Genomic DNA, 26,885 nt, shown 5'->3' on the forward strand with positions numbered 1-26,885 from the left:
ACAACAAATTCTACAAATGTGAATCCAAATTACTATTGGGCTTGGGACCCTACTTTAGGAACTAGAGGTGCTTATGTGTCTATAAATGTCAGGTTTGGAATTCCATCTGCAGGTCAAGCAAATCAATATTTACAAGCAGGACAGGCGGGATTTGTTCAAACTACCCTAACAGGACCCACACATTTAACTTTTACCCAATCAAGTAAAAACGTATCTAATCCTCAAACACAGGTATTTAAATCTATAGATAAGAAAGCTGCTAGTACTGGCCGTTTACGCCTATTATTATTTGAAAACAATGCATTAGCAAACAACCAAACAGCTGCAGATGGTTTATTAATACTATTCGATGATGCTGGCAATAATGACATTGATAGTGAAGATGCTGTAAAATTCACCAATTTGGATGAAAATTTTGCAACTTCAAACAAGGGCACCTTACTAGGTATTGAAAGTAGAGCAACACCTAATAATTTAGATGAAATTCCTTTAGAAATTAACACCTACCGATTTAGTAATTATACTATAGTAGCTGAAGGTATTAGTTTGCAAGGAGAAGTTCCTTATTTACTAGATTCTTATAAAAATGTGTTAACAGAAATCCCACTTAACGGAACTGTAAATTATCCTTTTAACGTAGAAAATGATGTGCCAGATTCTAAGGCTGGAAACAGATTTAAAATTATCTATAATGCTAAAAGACTATCTGTGGAGTACAAGAATCTAAATGAAATTTTACTTTACCCAAATCCAACTAATACAGGCAGGTTTTATTTAAACATTCCACAAAATATGAAAGATTTGGAAATGACTATCTACAATGCTTTAGGGGCCAAAATATTGCATAAAACAAACTTAAAAGCAGGTATCGAAGAGGCTATAAACACTAACGTTATTAATAGTGGTTTATACTTTGTAAAGTTAACTTCTGAAGGCAAATCAATAACTAAAAAATTAATGATTAACTAACTAATAAATTTATAAATTATGAAAAATTCAAAAAACACCTTAATTAAAACTTTAAAAGTAATGGTTGTAATAATTGCTTTTATATGCACAACCAACATACAAGCTCAAGGTATTGCAGGCCCTCCTAATCTTGGTGGACAAAGCGATAACAACGTTCAAGACAACCCAGATTCTATTCCTCTAGACGGCGGGCTAGCCATCCTGTTAGCAGGTGCTGCTGCTTTTGGAATTAAAAAATTACGTAACAAAAAAGAGCAATAAACCTTATTACAGTAGAATTAAAAAAGGCTTTTCTTAGGGAAAGCCTTTTTCTTTTTGAATAGGATTATTAAGATTCGCCATTCCCTCAAAATAGAATAAAGATTACGATAAAATACCACAAAAAAAACCGCCCAAAGAATATATCTTTAAACGGTTTTTAACCAAATAACCAACCAAATTTTTATTAACCCCTTGTATTTGTTCTTGGGTTATCTACTTTATCTTTTCTATACTTACGCATTTTTTCTGTTGTTGCTGTTTTCCCTTTGGTGTCTGTGGTTTTCATAAACTGTATATAACCTCTACCAACAAACTCGTAGGCCGTTCCAGAATCTGCGTGATACAATTCTATCTTACCGTCATTAATAACGCTCAATTCAAAATATTCATTGTCGAAGTAGTCATAATCTAATGTTAAAGTTTTAAGCTTGTTATTACCTGTAACATTTCCAACACCATAGATACCCGTATAATCCCAGTACAGGTTATTAGAACTAGTACCATTACCATCTTGCGAGCTTTTAAAAGTCGAATCGTTTCCGCCAGCTAAAAACTGTAAAAAGTTTTCGTTATCAAACTCATTAATAGCGCCATAATCACTGGTGTAAACCTTTTCCCAGGCATTATACTCTTGCAAGAAATAATGAATGTTATCATAAAACACAAAATCATAATCGAAATTGCTACGTTGGTAACCATCTAAAAAGTATGAGGTATCGTTATTAGGGTTGTAAAGTTCTATGGTATTGTTATCAACTTGATAAATATCGAATGTCGAGAAACCATCAATAACATGCGATACATCTAAAATCATATCATAAGCATCATAATTTCCAACTTTAATTCCATAACCATTACCGGTATCTCCTAAACCAACAATATTATTATTAGCATACACACCACCGTTTCTAAACGACATGGTAAAGGCCTTTTGTAAAAATGGAGTTTCACCATACCCTTTGGTGGCATTAATATCTACATACCACAACTCATACGAACCTAATAATTGGTTTAATGATACTTGTGGCGTATTATCGTAATCATCTATAAGAACCTCGGTATAACACGAAGTGAATAAGGTCGCTGATAATGCAAATGTGAAAAGTAATTTTATAGTCTTCATAATCAATCGTTTTTAGTGTTTATAGTTTAATAGTTTTCAAAACACGTGCCAAAAAATTTTTATGCTTAGTTTTCAATTGCAATGGCTGTACATTCCATATACCACTTTTTGTATTTATTTATAGTACTTTGTTCCCAATACCGAAAAATATTTTACGTATTTTTGAAATATAAACAACGAAACTTTATATGAATAAACCTTTAAAATACGCAGTTTTTGGCGCAGGAAGTTGGGCAACAGCTATTGTGAAAATGCTTTGTGAAAATTTAGATGAAGTGGGCTGGTACATGCGAAGTGTTTACACCAAAGAGCATTTGTTAAGAGAATACCACAACCCTAATTATCTAAGTTCGGTTGAGTTTCATATAGACCAATTAAAACTTAGTAATGATATTAACGAGATTGCAGATTATGCTGATGTATTAATTTTTGTAATTCCTTCTGCTTTTATTCATAGCGAATTAGAAAAATTAACGGTTGATATCTCTAATAAAATAGTAGTTTCTGCTGTAAAAGGTATTTTACCAGAATCTGGTTTATTATTGGGCGAACATTTTCATGAATCTTATAAAATCCCCTATAATAACATTGCCATTATTGCGGGACCTTGCCATGCCGAAGAGGTTGCTTTAGAGCGTTTATCATACTTAACCATTTCATGTTCCGATGCTAAAAAGGCACAAACTATTGCCGATACTTTATCAAGCGATTATATAAAAACCAAAATTAGCGACGACATTATAGGTATAGAATATGCCGTAATGCTTAAAAATATTTACGCCATTGCAGCAGGCATAGCACATGGTTTGGGCTATGGAGACAACTTCCAGAGTGTGTTAATGAGCAACTCCATTCGTGAAATGAAACGCTTTATTAAAAAAATGCATAAAATGAAACGTAACATTAATAATTCTGCTTATTTAGGCGATTTATTAGTTACGGGCTATTCGGTATTTTCTAGAAACCGTATGTTTGGAAACATGATTGGAAAGGGTTACACCGTAAAAAGTGCACAAATGGAAATGAGCATGGTAGCAGAAGGTTTTTATGCCACTAAAAGTGCCCATTTACTAAACGAAAAAAACAGCAAAAAAACACGCTTACCAATAATCAATGCGGTTTATGATATATTGTACGAAGGTAAAGACCCAAAAAAAACCTTTAAAAAACTGACTGATAGATTGGATTAATTTTCAATTTAAAAAAACCACGAAGCAATCCGTTTATTTGGGCGTTACCTAAAGGTCGGGCTATTCTCTACAAGTCCTCGCTCGTGCCTCGCTGTGGGCTTTCCGCTGCTATCCCTAACGCAATTTCAGAATTTTAAAAGAATACAACATTTAATTTAAACAGGTTCCTGCTTTCGCAGGAATCTGTTATTTCACCAAAACCCCTTTAACTTCCATTAAAGGAATAGCTTGTAATGCCTTTAAATTTACCGTGTTTTTTCTAAACAAATAGGTTTTATCGAACATCGCATTCCCTTCAAAAAAAGACACCTTAAACGTATTATTTAATGCAAACAAATCCTCTTGCATCAACTCAATTTTGGCATAACTTTTTTTAGGTAACACATCCAATTTCTTTCTAAAGGTCGATGTTATTTTCTCTTCAGAATAACCTGTTGTTACAATTAAAACCATCTCTAAATCAACTTCTTTATCGTTAATTATATAAGCGTTCCAATCTTGGGTTTTATAAATATCGTTGTACTCATTTACAATCGCCACGTAAACACCTTCCACTTTTGGGATTTCAATATCTTTCTTCATCCGGCAAAAATAAGTAAACTATTTCTATATTTTTATACTACTTCCAGCCACCACCTAGCGCTTCATATAAATCGACTATAGAAGTTAATTGTTTCAACTGGCTATCAATCACATTCAATTCGGCACTTAAAGCGCTTTGTCTGGCTGTTAATAAATCTAAATAATTCGCATACCCGTTTTTAAGTAATTCTTCCGAGTTGCTTTCCGCTTGTCGTAACGCCTCGACCTCCAAAGTTCTAAACTGAAATTTTTTGGTTTCCGCATTAAAACTATATAGCGCGTTAGAAACCTCGTTTCCAGCAATCAATAAGGTTTTCTTAAAAGTTAACAAAGCTTGTTCTTGGTTTGCTAAGGCAACTTCTTGCTGAGTTTTTAAACTACGTTTATTAAAAATAGGTTGTGTTAATCCGCCAATAATCGTAGCAAATAACGAATTTGCATTGAATAATTGGTCTAAATCTAAACTCTGTAAACCGCCTGAGGCTGTTAATTTTAAAGACGGATAAAAACTGCTTCTTGCTGCATTTGTTAATTCAAAATTTTGAATTAACCCATACTCTGCCGCCATCACATCTGGGCGATTAACAAGTAAACTTGTTGGCACCCCAAGTGTGATATCTTCATCAATTTTTTGATTGGCTAAACTACCACGCTCAAAACGTTGTGGTGATTTACCCAATAAAATACTTAGTGTGTTTTCAGCTTTAAAAATGGCAAATTCCAAATCTACCTGTAATGCCTTGGCGCTATTATATTGTGCTATATTTTGATCTACAGCAACTTGCGTTACATTTCCAGCTTCCTTTAAAGCTTTAATGGTTTCTACACCGCTTTCTCTAGTTGCAATGGTTTGTTTGGTAACAACTAACTGTGCGTCTAAAGCTAATAAATTATAATAGGTGTTGGCAATACTAGAAATAAGCTGTGTTTTCACTGCTTGATGCCCTGCAACACTTTGCAAATAACCCGCTTGTGTTGCTCGTTTATTGCTTCTAATTTTTCCCCAAATATCAGCTTCCCATGATAAATTTCCAGTTATATCATACTGATCGGTTGATGTGTTTGTTAAAAACGAACCAAACTGACTATTTTTTGACAACTCTTGGTGGGTTAAATTTCCGCTTATACTTAAGGTTGGAAAATAACCCGCTTTTCCTTGTTTCGCATAAGCTTCGGCTGCAGCCATTTGTTGCATCGCGATACGAACATCCATATTATTTTGGAGTCCTTCTTCTATATATTGATTTAATAGCGCATCGTTAAATAAGGTTTTCCAAGACACATTAGCCATCGACACACTATCGGTTGGTAAATTATCTGTACGGTAAAGCGCTTCTGTTTCTACTAGTGGACGTTCGTAGTCTTTAGCCACAAAACAACTTTCTAGGGTGATTAAAACCAGCCCTAAAAGCATGATTTTACTAAAATTTCTATGTTTTATAATTGATTTCATTCTTCTTAATCTTCAATAGTTTGTATTGCTGGTTTACTCGAAACTTTTTCTTGTAACCACTGAAATAATATAAATAATACAGGAATAACAAATACACCTAAAATAGTACCAATAAGCATTCCGCCTGCGGCACCTGTACCAATAGAGTTGTTTCCTTCGGCACCAACACCTTTTGCTAACACTAATGGCATTAAGCCTAAAATAAAAGCGAAAGAGGTCATTAAAATAGGTCGTAAACGTGTTTTTGCACCGTTAATAGCAGCATTCACAATGCTTTCGCCATTTTTACGCCTGGCGAGTGCAAATTCTACAATAAGAATGGCGTTTTTAGCCAGCAAACCAATAAGCATGATTAAAGCAATTTGGAAATAAATATTGTTTTCCAATCCTAAAAACTTGGTACTTATATAGGCTCCAAATACACCAAACGGTAGTGAAAGTATCACCGCAAATGGCAGTAAATAACTTTCGTATTGAGCACTTAATAAGAAGTACACAAATAAAATACTTAATGCGAAAATAAATGTGGTTTGGTTCCCTGCACTAACTTCCTCCCTAGTTAAACCAGAATACGCCACGGTGTAATTACTTGGTAATTTGGCAACTTCTTCTTCAATAATTCGAATAGCATCTCCTGTACTAAATCCTTCATTTGTAGCACCTGTAATAGACGTCGAGTTAAATAAGTTAAAACGCGTTACCGATTGCGGACCATACACTCGTTTTAAGTTTACAAACTGTGTAATAGGTGTCATCTCTCCAGAATCTGTTCTTACATACATACTGTTTAAATCGTCTACACCTGCTCTATCATCTGGTAAGGCTTGAATATAAACTCTAAATTGTTTTCCGAATTTAGAAAAATCAGAGGCATAAATACCCCCTATATACCCTTGTAAGGTTGAAAATATACTGTTAATTGGCACCCCTTTTTCTTTAGCTAAAGGCACGTTAACTTCCATTTCATATTGTGGATATTCTGTATTAAAAGAGGATTGTGCGTATTTAATTTCTGGATGCGACATTAAAGCCATGGCAAATTCCTTATTTGCCGTGTCTAAATCGGTGAACTCGCCACCAAACTTATCTAATAAATTAACCTCAAAACCAGATGAGTTACCAAAACCACGAATACTTGGTGGTGAAAAGAAAATAATCTTTGCCTCTGGAATAGATGCGACAATTCCAAATAGTTTACCTGTAATGGCTGTTGCCGATAATGCTTCGGTTCCACGCTCACTCCAATCTTTAAGTTTTATAATACCAAAACCGTAATTACTACCAGCTCCACTAATTAAACTTCTACCTTTAATAAAGTTAACCGCTACAATACCGTCTAAACCATTTATTCTGTCGTATAAATCTTTTGTAACCTCGTCTGTTCTATCTAAAGAAGACCCTGCTGGTAATTCTATATTTGCAAAAATAATTCCTCTATCTTCATTAGGTACAAATCCTGTTGGAGTTGTTTTAGAAGCCCAGAAAATACCAACTACAGCTAAAAGCAATAATAAAACAGGCACCCATTTTCTTTTGTATAAAAATTGGAGTGATCTACCATATCGTTCTACAGTGGCATTAAACCCACGGTTAAAAACGGTGTAAAAACGTTTTAAAGGACTTTTACCTTTTAACTCTTCATCATCCTTATGTGTTTTTAATAATAAAGCACATAACGCAGGACTTAATGTTAAAGCATTTACTGCCGAAATAAGAATGGCAATAATTAATGTAACCCCAAATTGTTCATAAAATACCCCAGTTGGTCCTGTTACAAACGTTACCGGAATAAATACCGCTGCCATTACCAAAGTAATAGAAATGATGGCTCCAGATATTTCGTTCATCGCTGTAAGCGTTGCCTTTTTAGGATTCTTTTCACCTTCATCCATTTTAGTATGAACCGCCTCTACAACAACAATAGCATCATCCACCACAATACCAATGGCGAGGACTAATGCGAATAGCGTTAAGAGGTTAATGGAATAGCCAAAAACACTCAAGAAAAAGAAGGTACCAATAATAGAAACCGGCACTGCAATGGCTGGAATCAAGGTAGATCTAAAATCTTGCAAGAAAAGAAATACTACCAAAAACACAAGTATAAAAGCCTCTAGTAAGGTGCTAATTACTTTTTCAATAGACGCATTTAAAAACAAACTAGTATCATACGGAATAAAAACATCCAATCCTTCTGGAAGGTCTTTTTTAACCGATTCCAAGGTCACTTTTATGTTTTCAATAATCTCACGAGCATTAGAACCCTTGGTTTGGAAAATCCCCATGAAAACGGCTGGATTCCCCTTACTTGTTGCATTGGCTGCGTATGATTGTGCATCTAACTCGATAGTTGCTACATCATTTAAACGAAGAAACTCGCCGTTGCCTAATGCCTTTATAACAATATCTCCATATTGTTTTGCTTCTTTGAATCGTCCACTATAGGTTAATGTATAAGAGAATGCTTCCCCGTTATTTTGACCTAAAGATCCTGCTGCTGCTTCTAAATTTTGTTCTTTTAAAGCTGCAGATATATCTGATGGAATTAAATTATATGCTGCTAATTTTGCAGGTTTTAACCAAACACGCATGGCGTAATCTTGTTGCGAGAATACACTAACATCTCCAACACCACTAATACGTTGCATGGCAGGAATTACGTTTATTTTTAAGTAATTCTGAATAAATGTAGCATCATAGTCTTCACTTTCAGAATACATAGAAATAAACATCAACGCACTGGTTTCTTGCTTTTGTGTTGTTACACCCGTTTGTATAACTTCTTGAGGCAATAAGGGTGTTGCTCTAGATACACGATTTTGAACGTTAACGGCAGCAATATCTGCATCCATTTTCTGATCAAAATAAACGGTAATTTCAGCTGAACCTGTATTAGATGCTGTAGAAGTAATATAGGTCATCCCTTCTACACCATTAATTTGCTCCTCTATAGGAACAATAACACTTTCCAAAACCGTTTCGGCATTAGCTCCTGGATACGAAGCAACTACTTTAATTGTTGGTGGTGCAATATCTGGATACTCTTCTATTGGCAGGCTTGTAATACTTATTAAACCTAGCACAACTATGATAATAGAAATTACCGTTGAAAGTACGGGTCTTTCAATAAATGTTTTTAACATGACTAATGTATTTGTAGATTTCTAGTTTTTAAATAATGTAGCTATTGGTTTCGTAGCCTCTTCAAAAGAAACCTCCATGGGTACTATTTCAACACCATTTCTTAATTTACCAACTCCTGTGGTAACAATTTTATCTTTAGCATCTACTCCAGATTCTATAACATATAGATTACCAATTGTTGCTTTCACTTTTATAAGCGTAGTAACCACTTTGTTATCGTCACCCAATTTGTAAATCATAACATTGCCCTGTTGTTCGTAAGTAGCTTCTTGAGGTACCACCGTCACGTTTTCATAAACGGTAGGTATTTGAATTTTACCACTATTTCCGTTAGTTAATAACTGTGTTGGGTTATTAAAAACCGCTCTTAAACTTACGGTTCCTGTGCTTTTATTGACTTGCCCTGTACTAGTTTCAATTTTCCCTTTTTCAGAATATGTACTTCCGTTAGCTAAAATTAAATTTACAGCACTATAATTATCTAGCTTTTCTTTTAAACTAGCACCTTCTGCATTTTGCAAAAAGTTTAAATACTGCGTTTCATTCAAGCTGAAAAACGCATAAACTTTACTAATATCACTCACGGTTGTTAATGGTGCCCCATCGTTTGGGCTTACCAATGTACCTTCTCTAAAATTAATAGCACCAATAAAACCGTCTACAGGACTTTTAATCGTAGCATAACCAATATTTGCAGAGACACTGCTGTAATTCGCTTTTGCCTGTGCTAAATTAGCCTTAGCCGTTTCAAGTTGCACAGCACTAATAATATTTTTTTCAACTAAAGGAATTAATTTATTCACCTCTACTTGTGCCACATTAACACGTGCTTTGGCTGCACCTGCATCTTGACTTAAAGACTGTGTTTCTAATTTGAATAACACTTGACCTTTACGTACTTTCTCACCTTCATCGACCATCACTTTTTGGATATAACCAGATGTTTTTGCACGAACTGCACTGTTTATAATACCTTCTAAATTTGTTGGGTATTCCTGAAAACCCGTTACTGTTTTTGGCTCTAATTGGGCTACAGGGAAAGGTAAGGGAGCCGCAGATGCTGCTGCCGCTTTTGCATCTCCTTTACTGCCACAACTTAAAAAAAGTAACACGAAGCTTAGTGTTAATACGGTGTATATATTATTTTTTTTCATTTTATCTGAGTTTAAATACTAATTGTATTGTCTGTTATTTTTGTTTTTAAAGCGGTTATGGAAGCGCTGGCTTCGTCTATATATTTAATGTAATCTGTATGGAATTCTAAATCAAATTTCTCTTCTTCTTTCTCGATCTTAAAGTTGTTTATTACTTCCTTATAATCTTTAATCTCTAAATGTATTTTTCGCTCTTCATCCCAATGATTTACCATTTTATCAATGTGTTGGATTATGATGTCTTTATTAATTATAAAATACTTTTTACGATCTCCAGTTTTTGTGAAATACTGAATTTTATTTAAATCTTGCAGATGATTTAAATGCGTTGAAATGGTACTTTTACTAGCACAAAGAATGCTTACCATATCTTCAAAAGTAGTTCCTGCTTTACCTGTAAGTATAATATAAGATAGTATACGGGCCGCAACAGGAGCTAACTGCTCTCTGTTTTCCAAATGCACACCTAGTTTTTCAACCAGAGCCATTTTTTCTTTGCAAACGTTATCTTTCATTTTTGATTATTTTATTACTGAATAGCGAACTCAATGTATTCATGCACAGTAAATATTTCTGCAAAAATAAAACTAGTTCGGAACAAACCGAACTAAACGAAGTTAAAAAATTGTTAAATAAAAAAGCCGATGAAATCATCGGCTTAAGAAATAATATTAAAATGAATTTATAGCTTATAATGCAGACTTAAACTGCTCTAAAAACCTAACATCATTTTCACTTAATAAACGTATATCATTTATTTGGTGAAGTAACATCGCAATACGATCGATACCTACACCAAAAGCAAAACCAGAATATTCTTTAGAATCTATTTTGCAGTTTTCTAAAACGTTTGGATCTACCATACCACAGCCACCAATTTCTAACCAACCTGTACCTTTAGTAATGCGGTAATCAGATTCAGTTTCCAATCCCCAGTACACATCAATTTCTGCGCTTGGCTCTGTAAACGGGAAATAAGATGGACGTAAGCGTATCTTCGATTTTCCAAACATTTGAGTAGTAAAATATTGTAGCGTTTGCTTTAAATCGGCAAAACTCACATCTTTATCAATATACAAACCTTCTACCTGATGGAAAAAACAATGAGAACGCGCTGAAATAGCTTCGTTACGGTATACACGTCCCGGAGAAATAGTACGTATAGGCGGTTGGTTTTCTTCCATATAACGCACCTGTACCGAACTGGTGTGTGTGCGTAATAAAATATCTGGATCTGTTTGCACAAAAAACGTATCCTGCATATCACGTGCTGGATGGTATTCCGGCAGGTTTAAAGCTGTAAAATTATGCCAATCATCTTCTATCTCCGGACCTTCACTTACATTAAAACCAATGTTCGAAAAGATATCGGTAATTTGATTTTTAACAATAGAAATAGGATGACGCGCACCTATTTGAATAGGACTTCCTGGGCGCGATAAATCGCCATAAATACCTTTTACTTCTTCCTTACTTTCTAGCTCTTCTTTTAAAGTATTTACTTTCGCTTCCGCTACTTTTTTAAGGGTGTTTATAGTTTGTCCAAATTCCTTTTTCTGGTCGTTGGCAACGTTTTTAAACTCGGCAAAAAAGTCGTTAAGCAACCCTTTTTTTCCTAAATATTTTATTCTAAAAACCTCTACTTCTTCCTTAGTCTGTGCTTTAAAGGCATCCGCTTCGGCAATAAGTTCTTTTATCTTGTCTATCATAACTTCCTTAAAATGATGGCAAATTTAATTAATTTCTAGTCATTACTAGGTGGAAACCACGAAGTAATCTGTAAAAAAGACACAGATAGCTTCAGCAAATGAAAAATTCGCTAAGCAATAACTCAAAAAAACTAATTTATGTATTCGGTTTCTAAAAAGTAATTTACAACCGCTTCTTTCATTAAAACACTTTGCTCACCTGCTTTTAAATGAGGCAATTCACCTATAGTTTTGTAATGTGGCCAACCTTCATCATCTACATACTCAAGTTCATAATAACCGTAAGGCGCGAGCAACTTACAAATGGCTATGTGCATTAAATCTAATTTTTGGTCTTTTTTAAAGGTTTTATCTAATTGCCCTAATTCTTGCACACCTATTAAATAAATAATAGCATCGAGGTCTAGTGTATCACCATCGGCAAATTGATTGGATAGTTTATTTACTACCAATTCCCAGCGTTCTTTTAATTGTTCGTCTCTAGACATTTCTCGAGTGGAAAATTTAATGTTTGAAAGTTGCAAAGTTAGTAAACCTCTATGGGTCTAGACTGCTTCTCTGTTTAAAAAATTATATATTTACAAAAACTGTTTTAATGAATGCTTTAGATATTGTTTTATTAGCCTTTTTAATTCTTGGGTTGGTACGTGGTTTTTGGCGCGGACTTTTTGTTGAAGTAGCTTCCTTAGTTGCTTTAATCGCTGGGGTTTACGGCGCTTTCCACTTTAGTGATTTTGCCTCTAAATTTTTAAAAGAGAAAGTAGATTGGAATGAAAATACTATAAACATTGTGGCCTTTGTAGGCACATTAATTCTTATTGTTTTAGCGGTTGCTTTGGCAGGAAAAGCCTTAACAAAAATAGCAGATTTCGCAGCACTTGGCTTGGTTAACAAAGCATTAGGTGCGCTTTTTGGCGGATTAAAAATGGCCGTAATTTTAAGTGCTATCCTAATTATTTTTGAAAAAATAAACACAACTATTCCGTTTACTGCGGAAGAAGATAAAGAAGCCTCGGTACTTTACACGCCTATAAGATCTATTGTGCCCTTAATTTTTCCAAATTTAATAGTGAATGGCAAACCAATTGGAGATGACTTAGAGAAGGAACCGTTAGAAAACGAAGCCTTAATAATAGTTAAATAAACGTTTTATCTAATCTAAATGATAAATCTCTCTAATGTTTTCAAGAATACTTTCGAAGTCTATTTTTAAATCTATTAGTTCACCCGTATGCACATCGAACACCCAACCGTGCACTATTAATCCGCGTTCGCGAGCTGCTTTTTGAATGGCAGCCGTTTTAATGAGGTTTACACATTGTTCTTGCACATTAAGTTCTACAAGTCTATCATATTTAGTTTCTTGATCGCTTATAGCGTTCAACTCACTTTTATGAATTCGGTACACATCGCGAATGTTGCGCAACCATGGGTTTAAGACACCTAAATCTGCCGACTGCATCGCTGCTTTGACTCCGCCACAGGCATAATGACCACAAACTACCACATGATTGACTTTAAGATGCACCACTGCATATTCAACAACCGACATCACGTTTAAATCGGTTCCTGAAACCATATTAGCAATGTTACGATGTACAAAGACGTCTCCAGGTCCCAAACCCATTAATTCCTCTGCCGTAACGCGACTATCAGAACAACCAATAAATAATAATTCGGGACTTTGACCTTCGCCTAAATTTTCAAAATAATGTGCATCGGTATCTAGCTTCTCCTTAATCCATTGTTTATTATTCTGAAAGACTTTATCTAAGTTCATATATAATAATTAATAAGGTTAAAGATACTGTAAAGGAAGTTACAGCGCTTTTATATCTTCGGAAGATACCCAACCCGTTTTACCGTCTTGAAGCTTAATTTTCCTCCAATTTGAAACCGTATCTAACACTTGAACCTTCGTGCCTTCATGCAACCTAAACGACTCGTCGCTTCTGTTATTTGGGGCATTCTTTACCAAAATTTCTTTAGCAAACACAATCGCTGGTTTATCCTTTTTATCTAAATTGAACTTATGAAATGCAAACAACAAACTCACACACATCAATATTAAGGATACCAAACTACCTAAAAAAGTTAAACGTTTTCTAAGTGACGAATAAGCAAAATAGTATATCAAGAATAAAATTACAAAACAAAACACAAAGCCAATTGAAACTTTCGCCCACCCATCAAACTCCATTCTGTTGGTGGCGTTATTTACTATTTTTGATAATCCAGCTTCAGGAACCACTTCAATGGCATCAATAGTCATGTTTTGTGCAAAAGCCAAGTTGTTTTTTATATCTTGATCATTAGGCGCTAACTGCAATGCCTTTTCATAGTAATAAATACTTGGTGCTATATTGTTTAATTTATAGTGGGCATTCCCTAAATTAAAATACAGTTCAGCTGAATGATTTTTAGTATCTAAAATGGTTTTATACTTATCGATAGCATCGCCATATTTTCCGGCGTTATATAATGCATTAGCCTGCTCGAAAACAGCTGTATTTTGTGCCATCAAACCAACACTGAACAAAAACGATAGTATGTATAATAACTGTTTCATCTTAACGTGCTTGTTTATCAATTAAAGAAATAGTTTTCGCTGCTTTATCATAATCTTCTTGCATGGTTACAATATCTATAGGTGTGTAACGTGCCAATTCGCAACTTTCTAAAATTTTATTAAAATCGACGATCACCTCGTTGTCAACCTGCTTAACCGCTAACAATTCATTAATTTTATCCTTACTTAAATCGCTGGTTTCAATGTGTAACTTTCCTTTTAAATAATTGTGTAACGCTTTCTCTAAAGCAATGTAAAACGCTTCTTTTTTACCAAGCGATTTTTTAGCATGACTTAAATATTTTCTAGCCAACTTATCAGCTTTTCTAATTTTATTACCATACACATCAGCATCGCGTGTTGCTTTCTTATTTCTAATCATAATCGCTAAAGGAATGGCTAAAAATGGCAGTAATAACAAACTCCAAAACCCTGTTGTTTTAAAGAATTTTGAACTGCTAACACTCACAAAATTGGTGCTGGTTTTAATAAATGCAAATTGATCTTTATTAAGAATAACAGCTTGCTTTCCGTTACTTGCCATGGCTGCATTATTGGCATTGACACTATTTACGGGGCCACCTAAAACATCTAAAACAATTTCGTTAGATGTTAAACGCTTATAACTTTCTGTTTTTAAATCGAAGTACGAAAAGGAAATACTTGGTATGGGATACTTCCCTTTGTATTGTGGTACGATGGTATAACTATCGGAAATAGTTCCCTGCATACCAGAAAGGGTTGTATTAACTTCCTCCTTGTATTCCGGTTCATAAACCTCTAGTGAACTTGGCAACGACACTTTAGGTAGCTTAAAAAGCTTTAAATTTCCGTTTCCACTAACTGCTACTTTTAATTGTAAAGATTCGGATGCGTCTAAACTTGTTTTTGATGGCACAACCTCAAAACTAAAGTTACCAACAGCTCCAGAAAAATCTAAAGGTTTTCCTTCTTCAGGCAATGCTTTAACCGTAATCGTGCTATTCCCAGCAGAAACTACTTTGTTGGTGCGCGTCATTAAAAGGCTTCCAAAAATATCGCGTCTGTTGGTTGGTACACGCAAAGAAATATCTAAACTTAAAGGTTCAATATCAAGTTTACCTGTTTTTTGAGGATATAACACCACTTTCTTTAACACTAAAAATCGGTAATCTTCCCCTTTGTAAGTACCGTTTTGTACTTTCTGTCCTTGTGTGTTTATGTTCTGACTCCAAAAGTCGTTGTAACGTGGGCTATCAATTTCATTCCAGTTATCTACAGCGATGGTTGGAGACACATAAAGCTTATATACAACGGTGATAGCTTCATTTAAATACGGACTGGTTTTTGAAATTTCAGCAACCAAATGAATATTTTCTGAAGCAATATACTCTGGATTATTAGGGTCTTTAGGGATGTCTACCGCAGCAGTAACCTCAACTGCAATAGGTACCGTCTTGAACGTTTCGCCGCCAATATTAATAGTAGCTTGACCAATAGTAAAATTACCTCGGCCTTTAGGCGCTAAAAAATAGCTATATGTTTTGCTGAAGCTTCCAACCCCATTTGCATACACTCTTTTAACCGATTGATTCGGGCCACCAACTACGGTGAAATTAGCAAAATCTGGTGGATTGAAATTATCGCCATCTTGATTCATTTCAAAATCGATGCGCAAACGCTCATTAACCCCAAGTTTTTGTTTGCTCACTTTAGCATCAAACTTAACTTGTGCAGAAGCCATACTTGTTACAAGTATGAATAATAGTATGTATGTGTGTTTTATAAATTTCATAATAATTAACGAACAACGATTAACAATTTTGCATTCACAATGTCGCTCTCGAACCTGTAAAAATCAAAATTCATAATTCGTTTTACCAATCTTTTTCTGTTTTTACTTTGCTGCCTTTTTGCTTTTCAGCATTTACTTTTTCTTGAACCTTTTGTTCTTGATTGTTCATGGCTTCTAATAAACTCTTAACCTGTTGTGGAGACATTTGTCCTGGGCGAGGTTGTGGCGGCTGTTGCTTTTCCTTCTCGTCACCTTTCCCTTTATCGTCTTTTTCATCTTTAGGCTTTCCTTTATCATCCTTCTTATCGTCGCCCTCTTTTTTGTCTTGGTCTTTTTGATCTTGATTTTTCTTATCGTCTTTATTATCGCCCTTATCGTCTTTCTTATCTTGATCCTTTTTGTCGTCTTTTTTATCCTTGTCCTTATCGTCCTTTTTATCGTCTTCCTTATCTTTTTGTTGCTCTGCACATATTTTAGCTAAGCCCAAATTATAACGGGTTTCCTCATCGGAAGGGTCGTTTCTTAAGGCATTTTTATAGGCTTCAACCGCTTCTTTACACTTTTTATTCTTCATAAGCACATTCCCTATGTTGTGATATGCTTTATGCTTTTCAACTTTTGATGTCGATATTTTTGCCGCTTCATCTAAACGATACAAAGCCTCATCAAAACTTCCTTTTTTAATATAAGAGCTTCCTAAATTATAGATACCTGAAACAGTTGTTCCTTGTTCTGAAATGGCTTTTCTATATTCCTTTTCAGCTGAAACAAAATCATCTTCACCTATTAAATTATTTCCTTCATACACATAATTATTAGCCTTTTTGGCTGCTAAAAGGGCTGCCTTCTCTTGCTCTTGAGCGAAAGAAAACGTCGTGGTTAGTGCTATTATGATAAAAAATATATACTTCATTTTTATGGTTCTTTAATCGACTGATAAATATATAAAACCAAACAACGGCTTATAGTTAAAGGTTTTATAAAATATTTAAATAACGCTTTCGCGGAAATTATAGGTTTTCGTTGAATAAGTTCAACTTTTTCAACCAAGCTGTTTTGCGTTCCAACAAGAAAATATCTATTAACAAAAAGAATACAGCAAAAGCCAAAAACCATTGAAACTGGTCTTTAAAATCGGCATACTCCTTGGTTTCAAACTCTTTCTTGTCCATACCGTTTAAAATACCGCCTATTTCTTTAACGACATCGTTTGTGTTTTTTCCATTTAAATACACACCATTGGCTTCAGATGCAATATTTTTAAGCGTTTCCTCATCTAACCGCGTAATAACGGTTTCTCCCTTACTATCCTTCTTATAATTTAAAACAATACCGTTTCGTTTTTCTGGAATGGGACCACCCTTTACATCTCCAACACCAATAGTGAAAATTCTAATACCTGCTTCGTTTGCTTCTTCAGCTATCGTTGTGGCACCTTCACTATGGTCTTCCCCATCTGAAATAATAATAAGAATACGGTTGGTTTGTTCTTCATCATCAAAGTAGGTTGTTGCTAATTTAATGGCTTCATCAATAGCTGTTCCTTGCGATGAAAGCATGTCGGTATTCATGCTTTGAAGAAACATTTTTGCCGAACCATAATCGGTTGTAATAGGCAATTGCGGAAATGCTTTTCCTGCGTAAGCAATAATACCCACGCGGTCGCTCGCTAAATTGTTGATAATTTGGGTAACTAATTGCTTTGCTTTTTCCAATCGGTTGGGTGCAATATCTTCGGCAAGCATACTTTTAGATACATCGACTGCAAATACAATATCAACTCCTTCGCGTTTTATAGTTTCTAGCTTCGTACCTATTTTTGGGTTTACCAAGGCTATTGCTAAACACGCAAAAGCTAAACTTAACACCACCACTTTTAAAACCGATTTGAATATTGAGGCATTCGGACTTAATTTTTTCAATAATGCTTTATCGGCAAATTTGCGTTGGGTGCGGTGTTTCCAAAATTGAAGCAGCAAAAAGAATAGGATTATTACTGGAATAATTCCTAAAGCCCAAAACCATATTTTTTCATCTAATTGATACATTAACTGTTTATTTGTTTCTCGTGGATTTATTTATATATTTTGCCACGAATTAATCAACTTCATCCTTCAAAACTAGTATAGTTTGTTTAGGTTCTTTAATTCTTACATTAATTTCTTTGTAATTCCAAACGGCTCCATTTCTCTCAGCTGAAATATCTAGCTTTCCGTTAGACTTACTCCCTTTTATCCTTACACTCGTCTTAACCGTATTGTTATTATTTGAAAATATCGTGGTTCCTTCCAGAATAGCCAAATTATCTAAGGGTTCTATATCACCTAACAGTTCCTGTAATTCTATACTCTTTTTTGCTATTTCCAATGCACCATCATATAGCTTTCCCTCACTATAAGCAACTGTTGTAGTCACAATACCTTCACCAATTTTAGTAGTTGATAGAGCATATACCCCAAATAGAAAAACCATTATTAATGGTATGAACCATTTCCAACTTCTATGAAACCAACTTCTATTCTTGATTAAATCATTCATTTTTATACAAAACTCCTAAAAATCGTATTTCTAAGTAAAAATTCTATTAATATAAATAGGCCCGCCAATAATACCAACGGGCGGTATTTTTCTTCGTAATTATAGTATTTAAACTCTTCTACATCCGTTTTCTCAAGTTTGTTTATTTCACCATATATTTCCTCTAACTTTTTGTTATTGGTCGCTCTAAAATACTTTCCACCTGTAACTGCAGCTATTTCTTTTAATAGTACTTCGTCTATTTCTACCTGTACACGCGCGTATTGAAAACCGCCTGTTCTTGGGTCTAAAGCCACAGGTGAGAGTGCCATTCCATTAGTTCCTAAACCAATAGTATAGGTTTTAATGCCATATTCCATAGCTAATTCACTTGCTATTTTTGGGTCTATAAAACCAGAATTATTAACCCCATCGGTTAATAAAATAATCACTTTACTTTTGGCTTTACTATCTTTTAAACGATTTACAGCTGTAGCTAAACCCATACCTATAGCCGTACCTCCTTCAATAATGGTATTGTATTTAATATCATTCAAGGAACGTAATACAATAGATTTATCGCTGGTAACCGGTGTTCTGGTATAACTTTCTCCGGCATATTCAACCAACCCTATGCGATCGTTTGGCCTGCCTTTAATAAACTCTGCCGCTACATTTTTTAAAGCTTCTAATCTGTTTGGAGATAAATCTTTCGCTAACATACTTGCCGAAACATCTATAGCCATTACAATATCAATACCTCTAGTGGTTTTTGTTTTAGAAGACACATCAACTGTTTGCGGTCTTGCCAATGCCGTAATTAATAAAGCCAAGGCCAATAAACGCAATATAAATAAGCCGTGTTTTAGTTTTGGCAACCAAGAACTGGTTAATTTAAACCCTTGTAAACTTGATATTTTAAGTTCGGCTGTTTGTTTTTTATGTTTGAAAATGTACCAAACTATCGCCAAAGGCAATACCAAAAATGCCCAAAACCATTGTTTATTTAAAAAATCGATGCCTTCAAACATTATTCTTCTGCTTTTTTAAGTTCAACTGAATTTAAAATACGTGCTATTATTTGATCTGCATACTCATCATTTACAGGATAAGTCATCATAATTTGTTGTAACACATTTTCTGATGCAAATTGCAATAACACATAGTTTCCTTCTAGTATTTTTTGACTTATTGGGTTTTTAATTTTTAATGTTCCGTAGGTTTTTAATCCTTCTGCACCATTTGGTGTTATAAATTTATCACGCAACACCACAATATCTTGAGCTCCTTGCGCTTCAATTCCTTTCAAGCTTTGCTCTGATGCTTTTTCGACATCAATTTTATTTTCACCCATATTTTTATATGAGTTGGTATTTACCATCACACTAAACACATCCAACAAAGTACCGTAAATAAAGGTTGTTTGAGTTACTTGGGCTTTCATTTCCTCTGGAAGTGGTAGCTCGATGCGCGATAACACTTTGGGCGTAGAAATAGTAACAGGAGGCACACCGTACGCACTCGTTACCCAATCGCCTTCTAGAAGCTCTACACTATCATGACCAATAATGGTGTCTTTTACATAACTGAACCCATATTTTAAACCAAAGCCAACAAAGGTTGCCATTAAAAGGAACACACCAATTACCACCGTAATGATTATTTTTTTGCGTTTCTTTTTACGTTCTAATTGTTCTCTATATTGCTCATCTAGAAGTTTTTCTTCTTCAGTAGGTTCTGGAAGCGCTTCTTTTACGTGATCGATCTCAATATCGATGGTCTTTCTATCTAATTTAGCAAGTTCAACATCTACTGCAGATTTAGCAAACTTCACCAAATCGGCACGTTTTAAGATGCTTTCTAAATTTTTAATATCTTCAACACTTAACTCAATTTGATTTCCTTCCTTTAATAATTTAAGTCTGTTAATCAACTCATCCGTGGTGCTCTCTAAAGCGCGATCGTATACTTTTTCATCCAGATATTTTCTAATAATGAAAGTAAGATCTGAGTAATATTCCTTTATAGATTCGGTTTCTAAATAATGACTTTCATCCAACTTTCTAAGTGCTAGTTTCGCACGATCGTAAGGTGGTAATAAAGCTATTTGTTCTGCTTCCGTTAATGGTTTTTTACGCCAAATAAACCAATACATTAAAAAGCCTACAGCGCCAATTATTAAAAGTGTTAGCAAAAGGTATTTCCACCAATCACTGCCTTTTTCTTTTACTTCAATAATAGGTTTTATATCATAAAGCCCTTGTTTTGTAGTGTCTACCACCACATTATTCACCTCAACTTTTAAAGAATCGGTATAAAAGGTTTTATCGCCAATAATAATTTTTTGCCTTGGAATGGTATATTTCCCAGAATCGAATTGGGTTAAACCGTACTTTTTTATAAGGCTGTATTTATCTGTATTTTTAATGGTATCAATCGCATACGATTCAATCATTTCCAAAGGTGAAAAAGTTTGCCCTTCGGGGAATACCACCAAGCCGTTAGGTTTGGTTTCTACTTCAATTTTAAAGGTGATTTGCTGCCCTATCTTGATTTTTGTAGAATCGATAGAAGATTTTACTTGTGAAAATGACACAAAAGATAGAAGAACCAATACCAAAGACAAGGCATAATTTCTTAGTTGTCTGTTTTCAAGATTTGTAATTCGTAATTTGTAATTCATCATTCGCATTATCCTCTTCTTTTAAAATACCCCAACATTTTCTTCACATAGCTTTCATCCACACGACAATCGATGGTACCAGCTCCCGATTTTGCAAAACTGTCTTTGTAATAATCTACTTTTTCTTGGTAAAACTTAGCGTAATTTAAACGTACTTTTTTTGAAGATGTATTTACCAACATATATTCGCCCGTTTCTTCATCTTGCATTTGCACGACTCCTAAATTCGGAATCTCTTCTTCACGTTTATCGTACACCCGAATACCTGTAACATCGTGTTTACCTGAAACAATTTTCATGGTTTGGCGGTAATCATCTGCAATAAAATCAGATAATACAAAAACAATGGTTTTCTTCTTCATGACATTTCGCATGAATTTTAAAGCTTCTGCCAAATTGGTTTTTTTGCTTTCTGGCTTAAACTCAATTAATTCACGAATGATACGAAGTACATGCGAACGTCCTTTTTTTGGTGGAATATAAAGCTCTACTTTATCTGAAAATAAAATAAGCCCAATTTTATCATTATTTTGAGTGGCGGAAAAGGCTAAAGTAGCCGCTATTTCTGTAATAATCTCGTTTTTAAATTGTGATTCGGTTCCAAACATTTCAGATCCTGAAACATCTACCATAAGCATCATGGTAAGTTCACGTTCTTCTTCAAAAACCTTTACATAAGGTTCGCTGTAACGCGCCGTCACGTTCCAATCTATATTTCGAACATCATCACCAAATTGATACTGGCGCACTTCGCTAAAAGTCATACCACGACCTTTGAAGGTGGAATGGTATTCCCCTCCAAAAATATGATCAGACAATCGGCGTGTCTTAATCTCTATTTTTCGTACTTTTTTTAGTAATTCTTTAGTATCCATTTTTTTTAGTAAACAGTTTTCAGTCGCAGTATTCAATTATCAGCAAACCGTTAATTTTGTTATGAGTATTCAGTTTTTAGTCTGCAACTACAAACTGGAACTGAACACTGTAAACTCTTTTTATGGCACTTCTATTTCGTTTACTATTTTATTGATGATGTCTACTGAAGTTACATTTTCAGCCTCCGCTTCATAAGTGATACCTATTCTGTGTCTTAACACATCGTATACTACAGCACGAACATCTTCTGGAATTACATAACCACGACGTTTTATAAAAGCATAACATTTAGCAGCAGTGGCTAAATTGATACTTCCACGAGGCGATGCTCCAAAAGAAATTAAAGGTTTTAAATCGGCAAGTTTATATTTTTCTGGATAACGCGTTGCGAAAATAATATCAAGAATGTATTTTTCAATTTTCTCGTCCATGTAAACTTCACGAACAGCAGATTGCGCTTTTAGAATTTGTTCTACAGATACGACTGCGTTCACTTTATCCCAAGCACCTTTTAAATTCGCTCTCATGATCAACTGCTCCTCAGCAATTTTCGGGTAATCTATAACCGTTTTCAGCATAAAACGGTCAACCTGTGCTTCTGGCAATACATAAGTTCCTTCTTGTTCAACAGGATTCATGGTTGCCATTACTAAAAATGGTCTATCTAGCTTAAAAGTCTCATCACCAATGGTTACTTGCTTTTCCTGCATGGCTTCAAGTAGCGCCGATTGCACTTTTGCAGGGGCACGGTTAATCTCATCTGCCAACACGAAATTCGCGAAAATAGGACCTTTTTTGATGGAGAAGTCATTCAACTTCATGTTGTATATTAAGGTTCCTGTAACATCGGCAGGTAATAAATCGGGGGTAAACTGTATTCTACTAAAACTACCATCAACCGCTTGCGCTAAAGTATTAATGGCCAATGTTTTTGCTAATCCAGGAACACCTTCTAGCAATATATGCCCTTGCCCAAGTAAACCAATAAGCAAACGTTCTACCATATGCTTTTGCCCTACGATGACTTTATTCATCTCTAGCATCAATAAATCAACAAAAGCACTTTCTCTTTCAATTTTCTCGTTAATTGTCTTAATATCAATTGTACCAGTTTCTTCCATCATTTTTTTGTTTTTAAAAGCCCGAATATAGTAAGCTTATTTGAGCATTGCAAATTGTTAAAATTTTTCTTTGAACGCTGTTAAATAATGGTTAAAATAATTTAGGCACACCGTTAATAATAGGTTAAAATAAAAAAGAGCAGTTTCTTACGAAACTGCTCTTTAATTATAAAGGTTCTAATTACTTTTATTGGGCTACTAACGTTATATCTGCCAATGCCGTTAGTGTATTTGACACTACGATAGCTTCTACATCTTGCGATACATAACCCGCAGCACCAACTGTTACGGTATATGTTCCAGCCGGAATATTTTCTACAAGAAATTCACCATTTGCATTCGAATTGATTGTTGTTACAACCTCAACACTATCTTTTAATTTCACAATAACGTTCACAATAATGTTATTTGTTACATCTCCACTTATAGATCCTGGTTTTAATAATAACTCAATAGGGTTTGAAATAACTGTTACTTCACCGTTTGCAACAGTAACCATCGCACTTCCTGAGCTATAACTAGAGGTTTCATCTAAAGGCGTCACCACGACTTCATAAGTTCCTGCAGGCACACCCCACAATGCAAAAGCACCGTTTGAATCTGTATTTGCTGAAATAATAAAATCATCTTCAATTTCTGGAGTTCCTTTATCATCTACTAAAACAGACGCTACAGAAGGGACATCTGTTGGGTTTACTGTTCCTTGAATAATACCAGAACTCACTTCTGCACTTGCATAAAGTACTGGTTTTAATATAATATTTCCTGAATTCCCAGCCATTACGATGGATTTTTCAACATCAAAATCTAAAACAAAATCATACGTAAATCCTTCTTCTAAAACAGCGTTAATTTTCACTTTCAAACCAGATTGTTGTGCACTAGGTGTTTTAAGTTCATATTCATTATCGCTTGTTTCTCCTTCAATAACAATAGTATTTCCATCACCTAACACCAAACGCATTTGGCTTAATGTACCTGCTGGAATTAGAAAACGATCTACTAAAACCTTACTAAAGCCACCTGTGAAATCTAATAAATTAACGGTTCCGCTTTCTGCGTTTAAAGACACCCACCCATTATCATCGGTTGAATCATCATTCATCTTAACCATCACATCTACAATTTCGATGTTAACGGCTTTATAATCACCCGGAGCATCCACAAGTCTTACCGATATGGTTGGAGTCGATTTATCTAAACTATTTGAGTCTGAATCTGTACAAGAAGACACAAATGCTAAGACCATTAAATAAAATAAATATTTTAAACTTTTCATAAATATGCTGTTTTTAAACTTAAACTAAAGTTTTATATACGCAGCCTTTTACGGTTTTGGACGCTTCCAACCATTTTTCTGAAGTTTTCCTCCCTTATTTAAAAAGGTTACAACCAAGTGCAATAAACCTCAATACACTAAAAATAAATTATTAAACACATTTAAAAAGTAAAAGCAAAATAGTAAACTAAGTTTTAAGTATTTTTATAAATCAATTAAACTGTTTAATTAAAAACATATGACAAAAACAGCCTTAATAACGGGTGCAACAAGTGGTATTGGACAGGCAACTGCCCGCGAATTCGCAAAACATGGTATTCGTTTAATTTTATGTGGAAGACGTTTAGAGCGTTTACAAACCATACAGAACTATTTAAGTAGCCTAACCCAAGTTCATATTTTAAATTTTGATGTCCGTGATAAAACCGCAACATTTAAAGCCATTGAGTCGCTACCCGAAAACTTTAAACAGATAGATATTTTAATAAACAATGCCGGCAATGCGCATGGTTTAGATCCCATACACGAAGGGAATATGGACGATTGGGATGCTATGATGGACATAAATGTAAAAGGACTTTTATATGTAAGTAAAGCAATTATTCCACAAATGACCGAGCGCAAATCTGGACACATCATAAATATTGGTTCATCCGCAGGTAAAGAAGTGTACCCTAAAGGAAATGTGTACTGCGGAAGTAAACATGCCGTTTTAGCCATAACTGAAGGCATGCGTATCGATTTGAATCCGTTTGGCATAAAAGTAGGCGCTATAAACCCCGGTTTGGTTGAAACCGAGTTTTCGCAAGTCCGTTTTAAGGGTGATAAAATAGCCGATTCCGTTTACAAAGGTTTCAAAGCGTTGCAAGCGGAAGATGTTGCAGAAACTATTTATTTTGTGGTGTCACGTCCCGCCCATGTGAATATTGCTGATGTATTATTGTTTTGTACGGCGCAGGCGAGTTCAACTATTGTAAATAAATCTTTACAGATTTCCTGACCAGAGTTGAACATTATTTATTCAAGTAATATGGCGCACCACAATTCATTTGAAAGTCTGGACATTTATAAAGAAGCAACTGTGTTTTGTGATGCTATAAACGAAACCACATCGATGAAATCACTTTTAATAAATTGAATGCTAATGCTTAAAATTTAATAAATCAATTATCAAAATTCATTAATTATCTAAAAAACTCTGAACGCAAGGGGTCTAAATTTGATTAGTCTCGAATAAATAATAAAAATAAACAATAGATAATATCAAAGATGATCAACAAACGCCTACTTATAAAACATCTGTTATCGCATAACGATGAAAATAGTTTTTACGATAAAAAGCGTAAAATTGATATTAGTTTCAAGGAAGGAAAAGCTAAATTTCTGAAGCACGTTTGCGCCCTATCGAACAGCAACCCTAAAAACAACTCCTTTATTGTGATTGGTGTTGAAGATGATGACAACGATATTGTTGGTGTCGATTTTTTTGATGACAGCAAAATTCAAAACCTTATCAATGCCTATTTATCCCACCCACCTATTGTTCAGTATGAAAATATACCGTTTCCACATTTACCCGACCACAAAGTAGTTGGCTTAGTAACCATTCGCCCCACGGGAAAAATAACATCCCTACGCAAAAATATCTGGAAATATTACGGCGGCTCGGTGTTTTTTAGAGATGGCAGCATGAGTATGCCTAAAGTGTTTGATATTGAAATAAAAGATAATAACTCTAAAATTGTAGAGGCTATTGAAAACAATTCGCAAAATAATATAGAGCACACTCTAAACGGCGTTTTCGATTTTCTTAAGAAACGAAAAGATTACAACGCCCAATACAAAGTGTTTAAAGAGTATTTTGTGGTATGTTGGGCAGGACAAAAGAAGGTCGTTAAAGATGAAATTTTTTATTCTAGAGTTGACATTGAATTGATAAATGAACAAGTCCGCTTGTTTTTCTCCGCTTTAGATGACGTCACTATCGATATAAGTGACGATTCATTCAAAATTATTGAATATGTAAATCTAGGGTTTCAAAATTCAAATAAATACTACCAGTTGGAAGAAACACGTATTAGTTTTGAAAACAATGCTAATTACACCATCGAAACTAAACTTTTATTTGAACCACCGCAATATGATAAAAAAGTACTTCACCACATTTACAATACTACAAACGCTCTTTTTGAAAAACTTAAAAACGGACTGCCTTTCACAAAAAATGAAGAAGCCGATTTGAAAAATTTACCTGTTACTTATTTAATTTGTTACCTTAATTTATTTCATGAAGCTATTGATAAACTACATGAAGCGAAGCCCTATTTAAGAGCACATAGCGAGGAATTATACCTGCTATTTAAAGAATCTATGCGTGTTTTAAGAAAGGTAAAATACAGTTGATATTCTTTTTTACTAAATTTTACTTAAAATTAACATGGGTGCTTTTTTTCTGACGAAATAATACATATATTTGCCTTG

Annotated in this window: 25 protein-coding genes; 6 read left to right on the forward strand and 19 right to left on the reverse strand. The window is 34.5% G+C overall.

Annotated elements, in window-relative coordinates; translation table 11 throughout:
• Together Q5N74_RS07300 and Q5N74_RS07305 are read left to right on the forward strand one after the other, a co-directional pair.
• Positions 1-969, forward strand: a 969-nt coding sequence (locus Q5N74_RS07300) for a T9SS type A sorting domain-containing protein (protein ID WP_304388089.1), incomplete at its 5' end; no start/stop codon positions are given.
• 18 nt (positions 970-987) lie between these two features.
• Positions 988-1,230 carry a PID-CTERM protein-sorting domain-containing protein gene (locus tag Q5N74_RS07305; protein WP_304388090.1) on the forward strand — a complete coding sequence of 81 codons (243 nt, stop codon included), beginning with the start codon at positions 988-990 and terminating at the stop codon, positions 1,228-1,230.
• Between the two features lie 184 nt (positions 1,231-1,414).
• Here the strand turns inward: Q5N74_RS07305 and Q5N74_RS07310 are convergent, their stop codons facing one another.
• Positions 1,415-2,353, reverse strand: coding sequence for a nicotinic acid mononucleotide adenyltransferase (locus Q5N74_RS07310; protein WP_304388091.1), 939 nt, complete (start codon positions 2,351-2,353; stop codon positions 1,415-1,417).
• 188 nt (positions 2,354-2,541) lie between these two features.
• Between Q5N74_RS07310 and Q5N74_RS07315 the strand changes: the two genes are divergently transcribed.
• The gene (locus Q5N74_RS07315; RefSeq protein ID WP_304388092.1) at positions 2,542-3,543 is read left to right on the forward strand and encodes an NAD(P)H-dependent glycerol-3-phosphate dehydrogenase; all 1,002 of its coding nucleotides are present in this window, start codon (positions 2,542-2,544) and stop codon (positions 3,541-3,543) included.
• A gap of 186 nt (positions 3,544-3,729) precedes the next feature.
• Here the strand turns inward: Q5N74_RS07315 and Q5N74_RS07320 are convergent, their stop codons facing one another.
• The 7 genes from Q5N74_RS07320 to Q5N74_RS07350 all read right to left on the reverse strand — a co-directional run bounded on the left by Q5N74_RS07320 (position 3,730) and on the right by Q5N74_RS07350 (position 12,073).
• On the reverse strand, positions 3,730-4,125 hold the full coding sequence (locus tag Q5N74_RS07320; RefSeq protein WP_304388093.1) for a hypothetical protein: 396 nt from the start codon (positions 4,123-4,125) through the stop codon (positions 3,730-3,732).
• A gap of 37 nt (positions 4,126-4,162) precedes the next feature.
• Positions 4,163-5,578 carry an efflux transporter outer membrane subunit gene (locus Q5N74_RS07325; protein ID WP_304388094.1) on the reverse strand — a complete coding sequence of 472 codons (1,416 nt, stop codon included), beginning with the start codon at positions 5,576-5,578 and terminating at the stop codon, positions 4,163-4,165.
• A gap of 5 nt (positions 5,579-5,583) precedes the next feature.
• Entirely contained in the window at positions 5,584-8,721 is a 3,138-nt protein-coding gene (locus Q5N74_RS07330; RefSeq protein ID WP_304388095.1) for an efflux RND transporter permease subunit, read from the reverse strand.
• Between the two features lie 21 nt (positions 8,722-8,742).
• On the reverse strand, positions 8,743-9,876 hold the full coding sequence (locus tag Q5N74_RS07335; protein ID WP_304388096.1) for an efflux RND transporter periplasmic adaptor subunit: 1,134 nt from the start codon (positions 9,874-9,876) through the stop codon (positions 8,743-8,745).
• Between the two features lie 11 nt (positions 9,877-9,887).
• On the reverse strand, positions 9,888-10,391 hold the full coding sequence (locus tag Q5N74_RS07340) for a GbsR/MarR family transcriptional regulator (protein WP_304388098.1): 504 nt from the start codon (positions 10,389-10,391) through the stop codon (positions 9,888-9,890).
• Between the two features lie 174 nt (positions 10,392-10,565).
• Positions 10,566-11,585 (reverse strand): phenylalanine--tRNA ligase subunit alpha, encoded by a 1,020-nt coding sequence (gene pheS, locus Q5N74_RS07345; protein ID WP_304388099.1) that lies wholly within the window; start codon positions 11,583-11,585, stop codon positions 10,566-10,568.
• 131 nt (positions 11,586-11,716) lie between these two features.
• Complete coding sequence (locus Q5N74_RS07350) at positions 11,717-12,073, reverse strand: hypothetical protein (RefSeq protein WP_304388100.1); 357 nt, start codon at positions 12,071-12,073, stop codon at positions 11,717-11,719.
• Between the two features lie 107 nt (positions 12,074-12,180).
• On the opposite strand from Q5N74_RS07350, the gene Q5N74_RS07355 reads away from it, so the two are divergent.
• Positions 12,181-12,729, forward strand: coding sequence for a CvpA family protein (locus Q5N74_RS07355; RefSeq protein ID WP_304388101.1), 549 nt, complete (start codon positions 12,181-12,183; stop codon positions 12,727-12,729).
• Positions 12,730-12,738: 9 nt separating this feature from the next.
• On the opposite strand, the gene Q5N74_RS07360 is transcribed toward Q5N74_RS07355, so the two are convergent.
• From Q5N74_RS07360 to Q5N74_RS07410, 11 genes are all read right to left on the reverse strand, one after another.
• Positions 12,739-13,365, reverse strand: a complete 627-nt coding sequence (locus Q5N74_RS07360; protein WP_304388102.1) for a carbonic anhydrase — start codon at positions 13,363-13,365, stop codon at positions 12,739-12,741.
• 39 nt (positions 13,366-13,404) lie between these two features.
• Positions 13,405-14,154, reverse strand: coding sequence for an SH3 domain-containing protein (locus tag Q5N74_RS07365; protein WP_304388103.1), 750 nt, complete (start codon positions 14,152-14,154; stop codon positions 13,405-13,407).
• Position 14,155: 1 nt separating this feature from the next.
• Positions 14,156-15,928: a BatD family protein gene (locus Q5N74_RS07370; RefSeq protein ID WP_304388104.1), complete on the reverse strand. Its 1,773-nt coding sequence runs from the start codon at positions 15,926-15,928 to the stop codon at positions 14,156-14,158.
• Between the two features lie 82 nt (positions 15,929-16,010).
• Positions 16,011-16,841 (reverse strand): tetratricopeptide repeat protein, encoded by an 831-nt coding sequence (locus tag Q5N74_RS07375; protein WP_304388105.1) that lies wholly within the window; start codon positions 16,839-16,841, stop codon positions 16,011-16,013.
• A 97-nt stretch (positions 16,842-16,938) separates the two neighbouring features.
• Positions 16,939-17,976 (reverse strand): VWA domain-containing protein, encoded by a 1,038-nt coding sequence (locus Q5N74_RS07380; protein WP_304388106.1) that lies wholly within the window; start codon positions 17,974-17,976, stop codon positions 16,939-16,941.
• Positions 17,977-18,025: 49 nt separating this feature from the next.
• On the reverse strand, positions 18,026-18,466 hold the full coding sequence (locus tag Q5N74_RS07385; RefSeq protein WP_304388107.1) for a cytochrome c oxidase assembly factor Coa1 family protein: 441 nt from the start codon (positions 18,464-18,466) through the stop codon (positions 18,026-18,028).
• Between the two features lie 2 nt (positions 18,467-18,468).
• Complete coding sequence (locus Q5N74_RS07390; RefSeq protein WP_304388108.1) at positions 18,469-19,476, reverse strand: VWA domain-containing protein; 1,008 nt, start codon at positions 19,474-19,476, stop codon at positions 18,469-18,471.
• Positions 19,476-21,131, reverse strand: a complete 1,656-nt coding sequence (locus Q5N74_RS07395; protein WP_304388109.1) for a BatD family protein — start codon at positions 21,129-21,131, stop codon at positions 19,476-19,478. The genes Q5N74_RS07390 and Q5N74_RS07395 overlap by 1 nt, the downstream gene beginning before the upstream one ends.
• A gap of 5 nt (positions 21,132-21,136) precedes the next feature.
• Positions 21,137-22,003, reverse strand: coding sequence for a DUF58 domain-containing protein (locus tag Q5N74_RS07400; protein ID WP_304388110.1), 867 nt, complete (start codon positions 22,001-22,003; stop codon positions 21,137-21,139).
• A gap of 120 nt (positions 22,004-22,123) precedes the next feature.
• Positions 22,124-23,128: a MoxR family ATPase gene (locus Q5N74_RS07405; RefSeq protein ID WP_304388111.1), complete on the reverse strand. Its 1,005-nt coding sequence runs from the start codon at positions 23,126-23,128 to the stop codon at positions 22,124-22,126.
• A gap of 184 nt (positions 23,129-23,312) precedes the next feature.
• Positions 23,313-24,404 carry a DUF4382 domain-containing protein gene (locus Q5N74_RS07410; protein ID WP_304388112.1) on the reverse strand — a complete coding sequence of 364 codons (1,092 nt, stop codon included), beginning with the start codon at positions 24,402-24,404 and terminating at the stop codon, positions 23,313-23,315.
• 238 nt (positions 24,405-24,642) lie between these two features.
• On the opposite strand from Q5N74_RS07410, the gene Q5N74_RS07415 reads away from it, so the two are divergent.
• Positions 24,643-25,404, forward strand: a complete 762-nt coding sequence (locus Q5N74_RS07415) for an SDR family NAD(P)-dependent oxidoreductase (RefSeq protein WP_304388113.1) — start codon at positions 24,643-24,645, stop codon at positions 25,402-25,404.
• A 269-nt stretch (positions 25,405-25,673) separates the two neighbouring features.
• Positions 25,674-26,807, forward strand: a complete 1,134-nt coding sequence (locus Q5N74_RS07420) for an ATP-binding protein (RefSeq protein ID WP_304388114.1) — start codon at positions 25,674-25,676, stop codon at positions 26,805-26,807.
• The last annotated feature ends 78 nt before the right edge of the window (positions 26,808-26,885 follow it).

It is taken from the genome of Mariniflexile sp. AS56 (assembly GCF_030552475.1).
GTDB lineage: Bacteria > Bacteroidota > Bacteroidia > Flavobacteriales > Flavobacteriaceae > Mariniflexile.